Here is a 17,165-nt window from a genome sequence, read left to right as displayed (position 1 = left end):
ATAAGCTCCAGCCGCTGCTCCCTTCGGGGGGCGGCGGCTGTTGCACGTGAGGAGAGATGGACGTGACCACCCCTGCCACCGCCCCTTGGCTGATCGTCGGCCTGGGCAATCCGGGGCCCGAGTACGCGGGCAACCGGCACAACGTGGGTTTCATGGTGGCCGATCTGCTGGCCGAGCGGGTCGGGGGCCGGTTCAAGCGGGCCGGGAAGGCGCAGGCGCAGGTCGTGGAGGGGCGGTTCGGTCCGCCGGGTCCGGCGAGCCGGCGGGTGGTGCTGGTGAAGCCGATGTCGTTCATGAACCTGTCGGGCGGGCCGGTGAACGCGCTGAGGGACTTCTACAAGGTGCCGGTCGTGAACGTCGTGGCGATCCATGACGAGCTGGACATCGACTACGGCGTCCTGCGGCTGAAGCTGGGTGGCGGGGACAACGGCCACAACGGGCTGAAGTCGATGACGAAGGCGTTCGGTGCGGAGTACCACCGGGTGCGGTTCGGGATCGGGCGTCCTCCGGGGCGTATGCAGGTCGCGGACTTCGTGCTGAAGGACTTCTCGTCGGGTGAGCGCAAGGAGCTGGACTTCTTCGTGGACCGGGCGGCGGACGCGGTGGAGGCTCTGGTGGCCGAGGGGCTGGAGCGGGCGCAAAGCACGTACAACTCCTGACTTGTCCGCCCGGCGGGCGGGGCCGGAGTTGACCACGTGCGGGCCCATGGCCAATGATCCCGGCCATGCGTGCCCCAGCCGCCCATTCCCGCAGAGCCTCCCGCCCGGCCTCGGCTGTCCTGTTGCGGTTCGGGCGGCTCGCGTCGATGGGCGCGGTCGCGGTGCTGATCCTGATCGCGGGGGTGTGGGCGTCCTGGGGCAGTGCGCAGTACGTGATGCTGACGAAGGGGCGTGAGCGCGGCACGATCGAGGTGGCGAGCTGCGCGGAGGATGTGTGCAGTGGGCCGTACACGCCGTTGTCGCACGGGTCCGAGGCTCGGGAGCGGGCCGTCATCGAGAAGACGGTGGCGGTGCGGAAGGGGCGGACCTACACGGTGATCGTGAAGCCCGGCAGTGCCGATGTCGTGCGGTCCGGGCCTGCCGGGGTGCTGTATGCGTGGGTGCCGATGGGCGGGGCGCTGCTTCTCGCGTCGGTGGTGGTGGCGGGCGGGCTGCGCAGGAACGGGGTGGCGTGGGTGATGGCGGGGTCGGGGGTCGCGCTGCTCACGGCGGCTTTCGTGGTGATCTGAGCGGGTTGTGGGGGCGTCGTTTCTGTGAACGATCTGTTCGTGTCCTGTTCGTGATTGACCAGGAGTCAGTCGGGGCTGGAGGCTGAGCCGCCCCCTCCACATCTTCCGTTCTCTCTCGAAGATGGATCACTGCCCCATGCGAACCCTCATCCGCGCCGGCGTCCTGTCCGCCGTCGCCACCTCGGCCTTTCTCATCGCTCCGGCCGCCCAGGCGACCGCTCCCGGTGACAACGGGACCGTGAAGATCCACGACGCCACGACCGGCGACGAACTCCGCAAGAACGAGCCGCACGTCTGCGCCTTCTATCTGGACGCGTTCGGTTTTGACGCCGTCCAGGAGGTCGACTGGCACATCGAGGCCTGGGCGCCGACGGCCGACGTCAAGGGCGAGACCGTGAAGTCCGGTGCGATCACGCTGGACGGCGACGGTCACGGCCGTACGGACGACCTGTCGCTGCCGGACGGGCACTACAAGCTGTTCTGGAACTTCGACGGTGAGAAGGGTGCCGCGAAGCACAAGGTGTTCTGGACGGACTGCGAGGAGGAGGAAGGCGGCGGCAGCGGTACGGCGACGCCCACCGCGTCCGCTCCCACGTCGACGCCCACTGCCACCTCGTCGGCCTCCGCCTCGACCTCGGCTGACGCTTCCGCGCCCGTTTCCGCGTCTGCGTCGGCCTCTGCCTCGGCTTCTGCGCAGGGCTCCGCCGGTGATCTCGCCGAGACCGGTAACAGCGCTCCCGTCGGGCTGCTCGCCGGTGTCGCCGCCGCGCTGACGGTGGCGGGCGGTTACCTCGTCGTCAGGCGCCGCCGGGCCTGACCTGGACCCACAAGGCGGTGCCCCCGGGCCGTAGGGCTCGGGGGCACCGCCTTGTGCACTGCGGCGGGGTCAGCCGGTGTTGCGCAGGCCCGCGGCGACGCCGTTGACCGTCAGGAGCAGGGCGCGGGCGAGCAGCGGGTCGGGCTGTTCACCGGCGGCGGCCGCGTCGCGCTGGCGCTTGAGCAGGGTCACCTGGAGGTAGGAGATGGGGTCCAGGTAGGCGTCGCGGATGGTGAAGGTCTGCTTCAGCACCGGGGTGGCGTCGAGGAGTTCCTGTTCGCCGGTGATCTTCAGGACCTCGCGGACAGTGAGCTCGTGTTCGGCCTTGATGGTGTCGAAGACGTGCTTGAGCTCGTCGGGGACGAGGGTGTCGACGTAGTGGCCGGCGATCCGCAGGTCCGTCTTGGCGAGGGTCATCTCGACGTTGGAGACGAAGTTGCGGAAGAAGTGCCACTGTTCGTGCATCTCGTCGAGGACGCCCTCTCCTCCCGATGTCGCCGTCAGGCCCGACTCGCGCAGGGCCTTGAGTCCGGAGCCGACGCCGAACCAGCCGGGCACGATCTGCCGGGACTGGGTCCAGCCGAACACCCACGGGATGGCGCGCAGTCCGTCGAGGGAGACGCCGGAGCCGGGGCGGCGGGAGGGCCGTGAGCCGAGGTGCAGGTCGGCGAGCTGGTCCACCGGTGTCGACGCGAGGAAGTAGGTCGGCAGGTCCGGGTCCTCGACGAGCCTGCGGTACGCGGCGTGCGCGGCGTCCGAGACGATGTCCATCGCGGCGTCCCAGCGGGCGAGGGCCTCGTCGGACTGGCGCGGGGAGGTGTGCAGGGCGGACGCCTGGAGGGTGGCGGCGACCGTGAGCTCCAGGTTCTCCCTGGCCAGGGACGGCACGAGGTACTTGTCGGAGATGACCTCGCCCTGTTCGGTGACCTTGATCTCGCCTTCGAGGGTGCCCCAGGGCTGGGCGAGGATCGCGTCGTGGGAGGGGCCGCCGCCGCGGCCGACGGTGCCGCCGCGGCCGTGGAAGAGGCGCAGGCGTACGCCGTAGCGGTGGGCGACGTCGCGCAGCCGGCGCTGGGCGCGGTGGATCTCCCACTGGCTGGTGGTGATGCCGCCGAACTTGGAGGAGTCGGAGTAGCCGAGCATGACCTCCTGGACGTCCCCGCGCAGCGCGACCAGGCGCCGGTAGGAGGGGTCGGAGAGCATGTCCTCCAGGATGGTGTCGGCGGCCTTGAGCTCGTCGGTGGTCTCCAGGAGCGGCACGATGCCGATCTTCGCCCAGCCGGCGTGCAGGTCCAGGAGTCCGGCCTCGCGGGCCAGGACGGCCGCCGCGAAGACGTCGTCGGCGCCCTGGCACATGGAGATGATGTACGACTCGACGACCTCGGGTCCGAACACCTCCAGGGCCCGCTTCACGGTCTGGAAGACGCCGAGGGTCTTCTCGCCGGCCGCGTCGACGGGCGCCGGGGTCGGGCCGAGGGGGCGGCGGGAGCGCAGCTCCTTGGCGAGCAGCTTGCCGCGGTACTCGCGGGGCATGTCCGCGTACCGCCAGGACTCCTCGCCGAGGCGGTCGAAGAGCTGGCCGAGGGCGTGGTGGTGGGCGTCGGCGTGCTCGCGGACGTCCATGGTGGCGAGCTGGAGGCCGAAGGCGGCCAGGGTGCGGATGGTGCGGTTCATCCGGCCGTCGGCGAACAGGCCGCCCCGGTGCTCGCGCAGGGAGGTCTGGATGAGGGTGAGGTCCTGGAGGAGCTCGCCGGTGCCGAGGTAGTCGCGGCCGTCCTCGTGCGGGGTGCCCTTGGCCAGGCGCTGCTTGGTGTTTTCCAGCTTCTGCCGGATGCAGGTGGCCTTGAGGCGGTACGGCTCCTCGGCGTTGAGGCGCTTGTAGCGGGGGCTGATCTCGGGCAGCCGCTCCAGGTCGGCGCCGAGGGACTGGAGGAGTTCCTCGGTGGCGCCGGTGTAGCGGATGGAGTTCGACAGGAAGCCGCGCAGCTCGTCGATGAGTTCGAGGGCGTCGTTGATGCCGTGTTCGTGCTGGAGGATCAGGACGTCCCAGGTGACCTGCGGGGTGACGTTGGGGTTGCCGTCGCGGTCGCCGCCGATCCAGGTGCCGAAGGTCAGGGGGCGGGTGGCGTCGGGGAGCTGGACGCCGACGCGCTCCAGCTCGGCCGTCAGGTCCTCGAGTACGTCACCCACGGCACCGGCGTGCAGCTCGTCGAGGTAGTAGATGGCGTTGCGGGCCTCGTCGGCGGGCTCGGGGCGTACGACACGGAGCTCGTCGGTCTGCCAGACGAGGTCGATGTTCTCGGCCAGACGGGTGTCGTAGCGGCGGCGGTCCGCTTCGATGACCGGCGTCTCCAGGAGGGCGGCGATCCGGCGGAGCTTGTTCAGCACCGAACGGCGGGCGGCCTCCGTCGGGTGGGCGGTGAAGACCGGGCGGACGTTGAGGTTGGCGACGGTCTGGCGCAGGTGCTCGGGGTCGGCGTCCTTGAGGCGGTCGGCCGTACGGGCGAGGAGGCCGCCCTCGGCGGCGCGCTTGGCCCGCAGTTCGCGGCCGCGGTGGACCTGCTCGGTGACGTTGGCCAGGTGGAAGTAGGTGGAGAAGGCGCGGACCAGCTTGGCCGCGGTCTCCAGTTCGGTGCCACGCAGCAGCTCGGCGGCGGCCTCGCCGTCCTCACGGGTGAGGCGGCGCACCTTCTCGACGAGTTCCAGCAGCTCGGGGCCCTCCTGGCGGACGAGGGTCTCGCCCAGGAGGTCGCCCAGCCGGCGGATGTCGGCGCGCAGCTCGCTGCTGGTCGATGTGGCGCTGGTGGTCAGGTCGTCGGCACTGCTCACAGGTGCGGCTCCTTGCAGTGTTGAAGCTCGTCCGGGAGGGAACCCGGGTGTTCGGTCGTGCGGCAGCCGCCGCATACGGGCCGGACATCCGGGAAGAAACAGAACGGACCGCGCTGTCCGACCGACTCCAAGGATAGGTGTCGACGCGGGCGCGCGGACTTCTGGGCTCTTGCCGCCGGGCGGCCACGCACTGCCATACTTACGACGCCGTAGGTTACGGAACCGTAGGGTCCGCTGTAACGGAACCCGGGAAGGATTCCCGGAGCCCGGCACCTGTTCTCCATCCTCGAAACCCCACAGGGGACGCCCATGACCACGAGCTCCGATGTGATCGGAGACGCCCCGCAGGCGAACGACGGCTCGGCACCGCCGTCCGCGACACTGGGGGGTGAGCAGAAGCGCTCACTCGAGCAGATCACGCTGCTCCTCTTCATCATCGTTCCGTTCCTGGCAGTGCTGGCGGCGGTGCCGCTGGCGTGGGGCTGGGGTGTGAGCTGGCTGGACCTAGGCCTTCTCGTCTTCTTCTACTACCTCGGTTGCCACGGCATCACGATCGGCTTCCACCGCTATTTCACGCACGGCTCCTTCAAGGCCAAGCGGCCGCTGCGGATCGCGCTGGCGATCATGGGGTCGATGGCGGTCGAGGGGCCGCTGGTGCGCTGGGTGGCCGATCACCGCAAGCACCACAAGTTCTCCGACGCCGAGGGCGACCCCCACTCGCCGTGGCGGTTCGGGGAGACGCTCCCGGCGCTGATGAAGGGCCTGTGGTGGGCCCACATCGGCTGGATGTTCGACGAGGAGCAGACCCCTCAGGAGAAGTACGCGCCGGACCTGGTGAAGGACCCGGCGATGCGGGCGATCTCGCGCCAGTTCATCTTCTGGGCCCTGCTCTCCCTGGCCCTGCCGGCCGTGATCGGCGGTCTGGTGACGATGTCCTGGTGGGGCGCGTTCACCGGTTTCTTCTGGGGCTCGCTGGTCCGCGTCTGCCTGTTGCACCACGTGACGTGGTCGATCAACTCGATCTGTCACGCGGTCGGCAAGCGGCCCTTCAAGTCGCGGGACCGTTCGGGCAACGTGTGGTGGCTGGCGGTGCTGTCCTGCGGTGAGTCCTGGCACAACCTGCACCACGCGGAACCGACGTCGGCGCGGCACGGGGTGATGCGGGGGCAGGTGGACTCGTCGGCGCGGTTCATCCGCTGGTTCGAGATGCTCGGATGGGCATACGACGTGCGCTGGCCGTCACGCTCGCGTATCGATTCCCGCCGGAACACGGACGGGGACGGCTCCGGGCGTCAGAAGGAGGCCGTCGAGGCGGCATGATGGACGCCGTGGCGACCGACTCCAGCAGCACCCCGAGCGACGAAGCGAAGCCGCGGCGCGTGCGGCGCACCCGGATGACGGGGGCCGAGCGCCGCGCGCAGTTGCTCGAGATCGGTCGCACGCTCTTTGCCACGAAGGGTTTCGAGGCCACGTCGGTGGAGGAGATCGCGGCGAAGGCGGGCGTCTCCAAGCCGGTGGTGTACGAGCACTTCGGCGGCAAGGAGGGCCTGTACGCGGTGGTGGTGGACCGTGAGATGCGGCGCCTGCTGGACATGGTGACGAGTTCCCTGACGGCAGGTCATCCCCGTGAACTGTGCGAACAGGCGGCCTTCGCGCTCCTTGACTACATCGAGGAGTACACGGACGGGTTCCGGATCCTGGTCCGGGACTCTCCCATCCCGCAGTCCACGGGCTCTTTCGCGTCGCTCATCTCGGACATCGCCACGCAGGTCGAGGACATCCTGGGCCGCGAGTTCAAGAGGAGGGGCTTCGATCCCAAGCTGGCCCCGCTGTATGCCCAGGCCCTGGTCGGCATGGTCGCGCTGACCGGCCAGTGGTGGCTGGACGTCCGCCGCCCGAAGAAGGCGGAGGTGGCGGCGCACCTGGTCAACCTGGCGTGGCACGGGCTGGACGGCCTGGAGGCCAAGCCGCGCCTGATAGGGCGCCGCAAGAGCTAGGCCGCACATCGAGACAGCCCCGCGCCCCTGGGGAGTCGGGGCGAAGCCCCGTTCCCAGGGGCGCGGGGAACTGCGCGAGCAACCACAGCTGACCTGTGGCCACCGTCAGTGCTTGAAGACGTCCTTCGTCTTTTCCTTGGCCTGACGGGCGTCGCCCTTGGCCTGTCCGGCGCGGCCCTCGGCCTCCATGCGCTCGTTGCCGACCGCGCGGCCGATGGCCTCCTTGGCCTTGCCCTTGGCCTGTTCCTTCTTGCCCTTGGCCTTCTGGTCTCCTGCCACTGCTCTCACTCCCAGCGTTAGCGACTCCGCTGTCCTCACTGCGGGTGACCCCGACCGGGCCGGTCAAACAAGGAACTCCAGCCGGTTGCCCACGGGGTCGTACGAATAGAACCGCCGGCGCCCCGGCAGGCCCTCGTCCCACACCACTCTCGCCCCGCCCGCTTCCAGCCGGGCGGCGTACGCCGCGATGTCCGTGACCCTGAGCCCGGGGTGGGCCTTGGCCGAGGGCCGGAAACCCTCCTCGATGCCCAGGTGCAGCTCCACGGCGCCCGCCCGGAACCAGCATCCGCCGCGTGCCGCGAGTACCGGCGGCTTGGACACCTCGGTCATTCCGAGGACGCCGACGTAGTACGCCCGCAACAGGTCCTCGGAGCCCGGCGGGGCGGCCAGTTGCACGTGGTCGACGGCGGTGAGCATCAGGCCTTCTTCCGGGCGACGGCGAAGATGCGGCGGAACGGGAACGGCGTGCCGTGCGGCCCGGCCGGGTACGCCTCGCGCAGGGCCGCCCGGTACTGGGCCAGGAACGTCTCCCGGGCCTCCGGGTCGTCGGCGAGCGCGGCCAGCACGGGCCGCAGACCGGTTCCCTTCACCCAGTCCAGGACCGGGTCCTGGCCCCGCAGCAGGTGCACGTACGTCGTCTCCCACGCGTCCACCTCGCAGCCCAGGTCGGCGAGCTCCGCGAGATAGGCCTCGGGCGGGAGGACGGCGTCGTCGTGGCGCAGTGTCTCCGCGATCCCCGCCGGGCCGGCGAGTTCGCGCATCAGCCGGTGGCTCGGGGAGTCGAAGTTGCCGGGTACCTGGAAGGCGAGGGTGCCACCGGGGGCGAGGCCGTCGATCCACTCCGGGAACCGCTCCACGTGCCCCGGCACCCACTGCAGCGTGGCGTTGCTGACGATGAGGTCGTACGGCTGTGCGGGCGTCCATGTGCGGACGTCGGCGTGGGCGAAGTCGAGGTGCCCTCCGCCGGACGTGGGGCCCGCGTGCTCGGCCTGTGCCTTGTCGAGCATCTCGGCCGATGTGTCGTAGCCGGTGATGTCGGCTGTGGGCCAGCGCTCGGCGAGCAGCGCCGTCACGTTGCCGGGGCCGCAGCCCAGGTCGGCGATCACCGGCCGGTCGCCCGGCAGGTCCCCGACGCGGGCGAGGAGGTCGGTGAAGGGGCGGGCGCGGTGGTCCGCGTGGCGGAGGTACTGAGCGGGGTCCCAGGTCGTCATGGGACCCACTGTCCCCCCATTTTTGTCTTGACGTCAAGAGACTTGACTTCAAGAGACTTCACGTCGACACAACCACTACACTGATCGTCATGGAGGACGAGGTCGATCGGCTGGTCGCTGCGTGGCGCCGGGAGCGCCCGGACCTCGACGTGGAACCGCTCGAGGTCCTCAGCCGGGTGAGCAGACTGGCCCGGCACCTGGACCGGGCGCGCCGGCTGGCCTTCGCCGAGCACAGCCTGGAGCCCTGGGAGTTCGACGTGCTGACCGCTCTCAGGCGCGCGGGAACGCCGTATCAGCTCTCTCCGGGACAGCTTCTGACGCAGACTCTGGTCACCTCGGGCACGATGACCAACCGCATCGACCGGTTGGCCAAGAAGGACCTGGTGGAGCGGCTGCCCGACCCGAGCGACCGGCGTGGGGTGCTGGTCAGGCTCACCGAGGACGGCAAGGACCGCGCGGACCAGGCCCTCGCCGGTCTGCTGGAACAGGAACGCGCGATCCTCGCCGAGCTCTCTCGCGCCCAGCGCGGCGAACTGGCCGGGCTGCTACGCCAGTTGACCGCCCCGTTCGACAACATCCCCGGCTAGGCGCTCCGCTGCGAGAGCCGTTCGGGCTGTGCCACGCCAGGTCGTCGTCGGACTGGACGCCGTTGCTCCCCTACGCCAGTTGACCGCCCCGTTCGACGACATCCCCGGCCAGGTCGACGGGTCCGACCCCCGCGCGCCGCGCCAACGCGACGGCGGCCAGGGTGGAGTGGACGCCCAGCTTGCCGAGGACGTTCTGCATATGGGTGCGGACGGTGTGCGGGGAGAGGAACAGGCGCTCGGCGACCGCCTTGCGCCCCAGCCCGGCGACCATGCACCTGAGCACTTCCCGCTCCCTCGGTGTGAGGGACTCCACCAGCAGCTCGCTCTCGGTGCGGTGCTTGCGGGCGGCGGTGAGCTCCCGCAGTACGCCCGTGAGCAGGGCGGGCGGGAGATGGGTCTCGTCGCGCAGGACCCCTCGTATGACCGTGAGCAGCCGGGACAGCGAGCAGTCCTTGGCGACCCAGCCCGAGGCGCCGGCCTGCAGGGCGAGCGCGGCCCGCCGCGGATCGTCCTTCTCGGCGAGCACGACGATGCGTACGGCCGGCTGTCCCGAGCGGACCCCGGCGACCAGCGAGATGCCGTCGACCAGCCCCTCCTCGTTGCCGTCCTGCACGGACACGGCGGGCCTGATGCCCTGGACGTTGCCGCCCAGATCCGCGTCGACGAGCAGCACGTCGAAGCGGCGGCCCTCGGCGACCGCGCGCTCCAGACTGCGCAGCGCGGCGGGACCGCTGCCGGCCGCGGAGACCTCCACGTCGGGCTCGGCCGCCAGCGCAGCGGCGAGCGATTCGGCGAAGATGCGATGGTCGTCGACGACCAGGACTCGGATGCGAACCACGAAACCCCCTTCCCCAAGCTCTCGAAGAGCGGGGGATACTCCATCGTCTTCGTCTGAGGACGACTCGGGAGACGACACCGCCGCGGGTACGACTCCCGAAGCACGATGGCCGCACGGCCGCCGCCGCGCAAGAACTGCTACCCCCGCTTCGGGTGCCGTACCCGACTGTCTCGCCCCCTGATCAGCACCGGCCCCCACCGGTGCTGTTCATCAGGGTACGGCCGGGGGGCAGGAGCGGAAGGTTATTTGCAGAACTGGCTGTCCGGTGCGTTTATGGTGAGCCGCATGTTTCGTCTGGAGACAGAAGTCGACAAGGCCCGGCAAGATCTGCTCCGCAAACGTCTGCTGGACACCAACACGGCGGCCTCCCCGGTCCTGCGCGCACTGCGCGGAACCCCTGGTGGACGGGAACTTCCGCTCCATGTCTGGGCGTTGGACGACTCCGGCGACCTGGCCGGCGGACTGGTCGGCCACACCTGGACGAGCTGGCTCCACGTGAGCCAGCTGTGGGTCGACGGGCGGCACCGCGGGGCGGGCCTGGGTTCGCAGTTGCTCGCACGGGCGGAGCGCCTGGCCCGGCGCGGCCGGGGCTGCACCGCCGTACGCCTGGAGACGTGGGACTTCCAGGCGCCGGAGTTCTACCGCAAGCAGGGGTACGAGGTGGTGTGTGTGATCCCGGACTATCCGCCGGGGGTCACGGAGTACACGCTGACCAAGCGGCTGGGGTGAGCGGTCAGTCCCTGAAGCGCCAGGAGCCCGGGTCGTCGGCCGGCTCCAGGCCCAGCTCCCCGGCGATACCGGCCGCGCGGCGGTGGGAGATGTCGGGGTAGTGCTCCGGGTGGACCTCGACGAAGCCGTTGGCGTCGGCCGAGGCGGTGCGCAGGGCCTCGCGGAGCGTGTGTTCCTGTTCGTCCAGCTTGGCCCGCTCCTCCCGCTGCCGTGCGACGGTCGCGCCCCGGCGGGCCGTGGCCGCGACGATGCCGAGCGCCACCAGCGCGAAGGCCCCCACGCCCAGGACGGTTCCGGTGGCGTCCGCGTCACCCGGGGTGCGGGGGCGCAGGACGCCCTCGGGGTCCGCGAGCACGGTGACGGACTGGCCGACGGCGAAGCGGCCTGCCCGGGCCTGGAGGGCGGGGCCCGGCAGCCTGGTGCCGTCGCGGCCGGCGAGCGCGTAGTCGTAGGTGTTCACCTGCCGGCCCTGGTCAGGGGCGAGCCACTCCCGTACGACGGTGGCGTCGATCCGCTCGCCCCGCCGCTCCAGGGTGAGGTCGTCGCGGGCCAGGTCGGCGAAGTACACCGCGGCCAGGGAGGCCCCGATGACGAACAGGGCGAGGGGTGCGCCCGTCTCGTCGGCGCACAGCTTCGTCAGCAGCACGGCGAGGAGCACGCCGTGCGCGATCCACAGGGGCACCAGGAGACCGGTGCCCTGGGTGCCCCCCAGCAGGAACAGGCCGACGATCGCGGCCAGCACGTAGCAGCCGATGCCGATCGCCGACAGGATGCGATGGCGCCTTCGACTCACGCTCCGACGCTACTGGGGCGTGTGTCAGGGAGAGGCCCGGCTTTCCCCAAGTTCGGATCAAGCCGGGCAAAACAGTGGCCGTCAGGCCTCAGGCGAGACGCCGAGCACCCGCCGAGGGCACCGCCTCGAAGACCCGCGGGGCGGTGAACTCCGCTGCGGCGAACGCCTCTTCGACCGCCTTGGTGATGCTCTCCGCGTCGGCCGCCTCCGCCAGCACGATCGCCGAGCCGCCGAAGCCGCCGCCGGTCATCCGGGCGCCCAGGGCTCCCGAGGCGAGGGCGGTGTCGACGACCAGGTCCAGCTCCGGGCAGGAGATGCGGAAGTCGTCCCGCAGCGAGGCGTGCCCCTCGACCAGCACCGGGCCGATCGCACGGGTGTCCCCGCCCGACTCCAGCAGGGCGACGACCTTCTCGACCCGCTCGTCCTCGGTGACGACATGCCGGACCAGGCGTACGACCTCCTCCTCGTCGCCCAGCCGGGCCAGCGCCGCGTCGAGCTCGCCGTAGGGAACGTCCCGCAGGGCGTCGACGCCGAGCAGCGCGGCGCCCTTCTCGCAGCCCGCGCGGCGCTTGCCGTACTCGCCCTCGCTGTGGGAGTGCTTGACGCGGGTGTCGACGACGAGCAGGACCATGCCCTCGGCGGCGAGGTCGAGGGGGATCTGCTTCTGGGAGAGGTCCCGGGTGTCGAGGAACAGGGCGTGGCCGCTCTCGCAGCAGGCGGACGCGGTCTGGTCCATGATCCCGGTGGGGGCGCCGACGTAGACGTTCTCGGCGCGCTGGCACAGACGGGCCAACTGCCAGCGCTGGAGACCGAGTTCGTACAGGTCGTTGAGCGCGAGGGCGACCACGACCTCCAGGGCCGCCGACGAGGACAGGCCCGCGCCGGAGGGGACCGTGGAGGCGAGGTGGATGTCCGCGCCGGTGACCGCGTGGCCCGCCTCGCGCAGGGCCCAGACGACACCGGCCGGGTAGGCGGTCCAGTTCCGGTCGCTGTCGGGGGCGAGGTCGTCCAGGCGCAGTTCGACGACACCGCCCTCGACGTCCGCCGAGTGCAGGCGCAGGACGCCGTCCTCGCGCCGGGAGACGGCCGCGACCGCGGTGTGCGGCAGCGCGAAGGGCATCACGAAGCCGTCGTTGTAGTCGGTGTGCTCACCGATGAGGTTGACGCGGCCCGGCGCCGACCAGACACCCTCGGGCTCGGTTCCGTAGAGCTCGGTGAAACCGTCCCGGACCTGCTGTGCCGACACTTACTGCTCCCTTGCTGCGCTGATGGTCTGAGCGAACTCCCACGCGTCCGCGACGATCCCCGCGAGGTCCGCGCGGGTCGGGTTCCAGCCCAGCTTCTCGCGGGCGGTGGCGGCGGAGGCGACCAGGGTGGCCGGGTCGCCGGCCCGGCGCGGGGCCACGACCTCGGGGATCGGGTGGCCGGTGACCTGGCGGACGGTCTCGATGACCTGGCGGACCGAGAAGCCCTCGCCGTTGCCGAGGTTGCAGATGAGGTGCTCACCCGGCTGGGCGGCCTTCAGCGCCAGCAGGTGCGCGTCGGCCAGGTCGGCGACGTGGATGTAGTCGCGGACGCAGGTGCCGTCCGGCGTCGGGTAGTCCTCGCCGAAGACGGAGATCGCCTCCCGCCTGCCCTGGGCGACCTGGAGGATCAGCGGGATGAGGTGCGACTCGGGGTCGTGCCGCTCGCCCTGCTTGCCGTAGGCGCCGGCGACGTTGAAGTAGCGCAGGGACACGGCACCCAGGCCGTGCGCGTTCGCCTCGCTGGTGATCATGAAGTCGACGGAGAGCTTGGAGGCGCCGTAGGGGTTGGTGGGCTTCGTCGGCGCCGACTCGACGATCGGCACCTCCTCGGGCTCCCCGTAGGTGGCGGCCGTGGAGGAGAACACCAGTCGGCGCACGCCGGCCTCGCGCATGGCGCTGAGCAGCGCCATCGTCCCGCCGACGTTGTTCTCCCAGTACTTCTCGGGCTTCACGACCGACTCGCCGACCTGCGAGAACGCGGCGAAGTGCAGCACACCGTCGAAGGAGGAGTCGAGCCACTTGGCGGCGTCGCGGATGTCGCCCTCGATGAAGGCGGCCCCGGCCGGGACGCCCTCGCGGAAGCCGGTGGAGAGGTTGTCGAGGACGACGACCTCGTGGCCGGCCTCCAGCAGATGCTGGGCGACGACACTGCCGACGTATCCCGCGCCACCCGTGACCAGGTACTTCCCGCTGCTCATGAACTCGCTACCTCTCGCAGTCGCTGTGCCGCGGCCTCCGGGCTGATGTCGTTGATGAAGACGTTCATGCCGGACTCGGAGCCCGCGAGGAACTTCAGCTTGCCGGACGTGCGGCGGATGGTGAAAAGCTCCAGGTGGAGCGCGAAGTCGTCGCGGTTGACGCCCTCGAACTCCTCCAGCGCGCCGAACGGCGCCTGGTGCCAGGCGGCGATGTACGGCGTGGGAGTCTCACCCTCCCCGAAGATCCGGTCGAAGCGCCTCAAGAGTTCCAGGTACACCTTGGGGAACTCTGTGCGCGCCTCCTCCTCCAGGCCCAGCAGGTCCGGCACCCGGCGCTTCGGGTAGAGGTGCACCTCGTAGGGCCAGTGCGCCGACCAGGGCACGAAGGCCACCCAGTGCTCGCCCTCCAGCACGACCCGCTCCTCGGCCAGCTCGCGCTCCAGGACGGCGTCGAAGAGGTTCTCCCCTCCGGTCGCCTCCTTGTGGGCGGCGAGAGAGCGCAGCATCAGCGCGGTGCGAGGGGTGGTGAACGGGTAGGCGTAGATCTGGCCGTGCGGGTGACCCAGGGTTACACCGATCTCGGCGCCGCGGTTCTCGAAACAGAAGACCTGCTCGACGGAGGGGAGATGCGACAGCTCCGAGGTCCGGTCGGTCCAGGCGTCGAGAACGAGCCGCGCCTGCTCCTCGGTCAGATCGGCGAAGGAGGAGTTGTGGTCGGAGGTGAAGCAGACGACCTCGCAGCGGCCCGAGTCACCTGCCAGCGAGGGAAAACGATTCTCGAACACCACAACGTCGTAGGACGAGTCCGGGATCTCACTCAGCCGCTCCCCCTGCGAGGGGCACAGCGGGCACTCGTCCTTGGGCGGGTGGTAGATGCGCCCCTGTCGGTGCGAGGCGATGGCCACGGAGTCGCCGAGCAGCGGATCCCGACGAACCTCGGACGTGGTGACGGTCCGCTCCAGCGGACGTCGGTCCACGGCGTCGCGGACGGTGTCGTCGCGCAGGTCGTAGTAGATGAGCTCGCGACCGTCGGCCAGCCGGGTCGAGGTCTTCTTCACCGCTGGACTCCTTCACTCAAACATAACTAAACACAAGTAACCATAACCGCTCACCCACGTCAACATCGGAAACAAACAAAGCGCACCAGTCGAGGTGTTCAATTGCTGACTATGCAATCCCCCACAAATGCCGCAAACGCCACATACATGGCGGCCGAGCTGAGGCTCCCCACCAACTGGCTCGACTACATGATCCTCGGCATCTACTTCGTCGTCGTGCTCGGCATCGGCTTCGCGGCCCGCCGCTCGGTGAAGACGAGCCTGGACTTCTTCCTCTCCGGCCGCTCACTGCCGGCCTGGATCACGGGCCTCGCCTTCATCTCCGCCAACCTGGCCGCCACCGAGATCCTGGGCATGGCCGCCAACAGCGCGCAGTACGGGGCGTACACGGTCCACTGGTACTGGATCGGCGCCATCCCGGCCATGGTCTTCCTCGGCCTGGTGATGATGCCCTTCTACTACGGCAGCAAGGTGCGCTCGGTCCCCGAGATGCTCCTCCTGCGCTTCGACAAGTGGGCGCACCTCCTCAGCTCGGCCCTGTTCGCCTTCGCGGCCATCCTGATCGCGGGCGTGAACCTCTACGCCCTGGCCATCGTGGTCGAAGCCCTCCTCGGCTGGCCGCAATGGGTGGCCATCGTGGTCGCCGGCGCCTTCGTCCTGGCCTACATCACCCTCGGCGGCCTGTCCTCCGCCATCTACAACGAGGTCCTCCAGTTCTTCGTGATCCTGGCGGCCCTCATCCCGCTGGTGGTCCTGGGCCTGAAGAAGGTCGGCGGCTGGGGCGGCCTCACGGACAAACTCACGGCGGAGCACGGAGCGAACTTCACCACCGCCTGGGGCGGCACCGGCATCGGCAGCGCGAACCCGCTGGGCGCGAACTGGCTGACGATCGTGCTCGGCCTCGGCTTCGTGCTGTCCTTCGGCTACTGGACGACGAACTTCGCGGAGGTCCAGCGAGCGCTGTCGGCGAAGAACCTCTCAGCGGCCCAGCGAACGCCCCTGATCGCGGCGTTCCCGAAGATCTTCATCGTCTTCCTGGTGATGATCCCGGGCCTGACGGCCGCCGCCCTGATCCCCGGCTTCGGCACCCCCGACTCGGGCTACCAGTACAACGACGCCATCCCGTACCTGATGGAACAGCTCCTGCCCAACGGCGTCCTCGGCATCGCCGTCACCGGCCTGCTGGCGGCCTTCATGGCGGGCATGGCGGCGAACGTCTCGTCGTTCAACACGGTGTTCACGAACGACATCTGGGGCAGGTACGTACGCCAGGGCCGCGAGGACGAGTACTACGTCCGCTTCGGCCGCCTGATCACGGTGATCGGCGTGGCGGCCTCGGTAGGCACAGCCTTCCTGGCGTCCTCCTTCTCCAACATCATGAGCTACCTCCAGACGCTGTTCTCCTTCTTCAACGTGCCGATGTTCGTCGTCTTCGTCGTCGGCATGTTCTGGAAGCGCGCGTCCGTGAAGTCCGGTTTCTGGGGCCTGCTCGCCGGCACGGTCTCCGCGATGGTGAACTACTTCTGGATCTACAAGCAGGGCATCATCGACATCCCCTCCGACCAGGGCGCCAACTTCGTCTCCGCGATCGTCGGCTTCGTGGCCGGTGCGGTCGTCATGGTCGCCGTGTCCCTCTTCACGGCCCCCAAGCCGGCCGCGGAACTCCAGGGCCTGGTCTACGGCACCACCTCACCCGGCATGACCGAGGCCCCCGCCGCCGGCGACGACGCCTGGTACCGCAGGCCGGCCCTGCTGGGCTGGGGCGCGGTCGTCCTGGCCGCCGCCTGCTACATCCCGTTCTCGTTCTAGCCGCGGAAGGATTGAGAGACCATGTCCGAGCACTCCGAACACGACGTCCAGCGGGAAGTCACCGAACTCCAGGCCAAGTCCGCCACCGCGGCCCGCATCTTCGACCTGCGCCGCATCATCGGCGGCCTGTTCGTCCTCTACGGCGTCATCGTCACGATCGCCGGCATCAACCCGTCCGACGCCACGCTCGACAAGGCCGAGGGCGTCAACATCAACCTCTGGACCGGGCTGGGGATGCTGGCCCTCGGCATCTTCTTCCTGATCTGGCTCAAGCTGAAGCCGGTGGCACCGGTGCCGGTGAAGGAGACGGACACGGAGTAGCGCCGCGCGCGGGGGGCTGTGCCACGTGACGCCGACCGGCGGCCGCGGACCCGTCGTGGCCGTTCGCGCAGTTCCCCGCGCCCCTGAGTGGGGACAGTGGACGCACCTTTGGACGCGTACGGGGTGGGGGCTGGTCGCGCAGTTCCCCGCGCCCCTGGGTGGGGACAGTGGACGCACCTTTGGACGCGTACGGGGTGGGGGCTGGTCGCGCAGTTCCCCGCGCCCCTGGGTGGGGACGGTGGACGCGTCTTCGGACGCACACGGCCCCGCGCCCCTGGGTGGGGATGGTGGACGTGCCTTTGGACGCCTAACAGCGTGGGACGGTGGACGCGCCTGCAGTCGACGGCGGCGTGAAGGGGACGGGGTGGGGGGTGTCCGCCCGCAGCGGCCGGCGTCCGGAACCGAGCACCACTCAAGCGACCGAGCCGCCGGACCGAGGACGGAC

At 70.0% G+C, this 17,165-nt stretch carries 18 protein-coding genes; 9 read left to right on the top strand and 9 right to left on the bottom strand.

Annotated features, from left to right (window positions below):
* The first annotated feature begins 56 nt into the window (after window positions 1–56).
* The 3 genes from pth (at window position 57) to ACFYRX_RS37450 (ending at window position 2,045) form a co-directional block, all read left to right on the top strand.
* Window positions 57–659 carry an aminoacyl-tRNA hydrolase gene (gene pth, locus ACFYRX_RS37460; RefSeq protein WP_389109998.1) on the top strand — a complete coding sequence of 201 codons (603 nt, stop codon included), beginning with the start codon at window positions 57–59 and terminating at the stop codon, window positions 657–659.
* Window positions 660–712: 53 nt separating this feature from the next.
* The gene (locus ACFYRX_RS37455) at window positions 713–1,228 is read left to right on the top strand and encodes a hypothetical protein (RefSeq protein ID WP_389109996.1); all 516 of its coding nucleotides are present in this window, start codon (window positions 713–715) and stop codon (window positions 1,226–1,228) included.
* Between the two features lie 136 nt (window positions 1,229–1,364).
* On the top strand, window positions 1,365–2,045 hold the full coding sequence (locus tag ACFYRX_RS37450) for an LPXTG cell wall anchor domain-containing protein (RefSeq protein WP_389109994.1): 681 nt from the start codon (window positions 1,365–1,367) through the stop codon (window positions 2,043–2,045).
* A 69-nt stretch (window positions 2,046–2,114) separates the two neighbouring features.
* Here the strand turns inward: ACFYRX_RS37450 and ppc are convergent, their stop codons facing one another.
* On the bottom strand, window positions 2,115–4,874 hold the full coding sequence (gene ppc, locus ACFYRX_RS37445; protein ID WP_389109991.1) for a phosphoenolpyruvate carboxylase: 2,760 nt from the start codon (window positions 4,872–4,874) through the stop codon (window positions 2,115–2,117).
* Window positions 4,875–5,183: 309 nt separating this feature from the next.
* Here ppc and ACFYRX_RS37440 point away from each other — a divergent pair, with 309 nt between their 5' ends.
* Window positions 5,184–6,194 (top strand): acyl-CoA desaturase, encoded by a 1,011-nt coding sequence (locus ACFYRX_RS37440; protein ID WP_389109988.1) that lies wholly within the window; start codon window positions 5,184–5,186, stop codon window positions 6,192–6,194.
* Entirely contained in the window at window positions 6,191–6,871 is a 681-nt protein-coding gene (locus ACFYRX_RS37435) for a TetR family transcriptional regulator (protein ID WP_389109985.1), read from the top strand. Before ACFYRX_RS37440 ends, ACFYRX_RS37435 begins: the two co-directional genes overlap by 4 nt.
* A gap of 105 nt (window positions 6,872–6,976) precedes the next feature.
* Here ACFYRX_RS37435 and ACFYRX_RS37430 read toward each other — a convergent pair whose 3' ends face one another.
* The 3 genes from ACFYRX_RS37430 to ACFYRX_RS37420 form a co-directional block, all read right to left on the bottom strand.
* Window positions 6,977–7,150: a CsbD family protein gene (locus ACFYRX_RS37430; protein ID WP_389109983.1), complete on the bottom strand. Its 174-nt coding sequence runs from the start codon at window positions 7,148–7,150 to the stop codon at window positions 6,977–6,979.
* Between the two features lie 63 nt (window positions 7,151–7,213).
* A complete protein-coding gene (locus ACFYRX_RS37425; protein WP_389109981.1) occupies window positions 7,214–7,567 on the bottom strand; it encodes a VOC family protein in 354 nt (117 codons plus the stop codon).
* Window positions 7,567–8,361 carry a trans-aconitate 2-methyltransferase gene (locus tag ACFYRX_RS37420; protein WP_389109979.1) on the bottom strand — a complete coding sequence of 265 codons (795 nt, stop codon included), beginning with the start codon at window positions 8,359–8,361 and terminating at the stop codon, window positions 7,567–7,569. The genes ACFYRX_RS37425 and ACFYRX_RS37420 overlap by 1 nt, the downstream gene beginning before the upstream one ends.
* Window positions 8,362–8,450: 89 nt before the next feature.
* Between ACFYRX_RS37420 and ACFYRX_RS37415 the strand changes: the two genes are divergently transcribed.
* Window positions 8,451–8,948, top strand: coding sequence for a MarR family winged helix-turn-helix transcriptional regulator (locus tag ACFYRX_RS37415; protein WP_062044135.1), 498 nt, complete (start codon window positions 8,451–8,453; stop codon window positions 8,946–8,948).
* Window positions 8,949–9,018: 70 nt separating this feature from the next.
* On the opposite strand, the gene ACFYRX_RS37410 is transcribed toward ACFYRX_RS37415, so the two are convergent.
* Entirely contained in the window at window positions 9,019–9,786 is a 768-nt protein-coding gene (locus ACFYRX_RS37410) for a LuxR C-terminal-related transcriptional regulator (RefSeq protein ID WP_389109976.1), read from the bottom strand.
* A gap of 273 nt (window positions 9,787–10,059) precedes the next feature.
* On the opposite strand from ACFYRX_RS37410, the gene ACFYRX_RS37405 reads away from it, so the two are divergent.
* Window positions 10,060–10,515: a GNAT family N-acetyltransferase gene (locus tag ACFYRX_RS37405; protein ID WP_389109973.1), complete on the top strand. Its 456-nt coding sequence runs from the start codon at window positions 10,060–10,062 to the stop codon at window positions 10,513–10,515.
* A gap of 4 nt (window positions 10,516–10,519) precedes the next feature.
* Here the strand turns inward: ACFYRX_RS37405 and ACFYRX_RS37400 are convergent, their stop codons facing one another.
* From ACFYRX_RS37400 to galT, 4 genes are all read right to left on the bottom strand, one after another.
* Window positions 10,520–11,308 (bottom strand): hypothetical protein, encoded by a 789-nt coding sequence (locus ACFYRX_RS37400; protein WP_389109971.1) that lies wholly within the window; start codon window positions 11,306–11,308, stop codon window positions 10,520–10,522.
* A gap of 88 nt (window positions 11,309–11,396) precedes the next feature.
* Window positions 11,397–12,554: a galactokinase gene (galK, locus tag ACFYRX_RS37395; protein WP_389109968.1), complete on the bottom strand. Its 1,158-nt coding sequence runs from the start codon at window positions 12,552–12,554 to the stop codon at window positions 11,397–11,399.
* A complete protein-coding gene (gene galE / locus ACFYRX_RS37390) occupies window positions 12,555–13,532 on the bottom strand; it encodes a UDP-glucose 4-epimerase GalE (protein ID WP_389109965.1) in 978 nt (325 codons plus the stop codon).
* Window positions 13,529–14,590 carry a galactose-1-phosphate uridylyltransferase gene (gene galT / locus ACFYRX_RS37385; protein ID WP_389109961.1) on the bottom strand — a complete coding sequence of 354 codons (1,062 nt, stop codon included), beginning with the start codon at window positions 14,588–14,590 and terminating at the stop codon, window positions 13,529–13,531. The genes galE and galT overlap by 4 nt, the downstream gene beginning before the upstream one ends.
* A 111-nt stretch (window positions 14,591–14,701) precedes the next feature.
* On the opposite strand from galT, the gene ACFYRX_RS37380 reads away from it, so the two are divergent.
* Both ACFYRX_RS37380 and ACFYRX_RS37375 read left to right on the top strand, forming a co-directional pair.
* Complete coding sequence (locus ACFYRX_RS37380) at window positions 14,702–16,399, top strand: sodium:solute symporter family protein (RefSeq protein ID WP_389109960.1); 1,698 nt, start codon at window positions 14,702–14,704, stop codon at window positions 16,397–16,399.
* Between the two features lie 21 nt (window positions 16,400–16,420).
* Window positions 16,421–16,720: a hypothetical protein gene (locus tag ACFYRX_RS37375; protein WP_389109957.1), complete on the top strand. Its 300-nt coding sequence runs from the start codon at window positions 16,421–16,423 to the stop codon at window positions 16,718–16,720.
* The last annotated feature ends 445 nt before the right edge of the window (window positions 16,721–17,165 follow it).

It is taken from the genome of Streptomyces sp. NPDC005374, assembly GCF_042872225.1.
Classification (GTDB): Bacteria; Actinomycetota; Actinomycetes; order Streptomycetales; family Streptomycetaceae; genus Streptomyces.
This window is presented reverse-complemented; position numbering and strand designations above follow the sequence as displayed.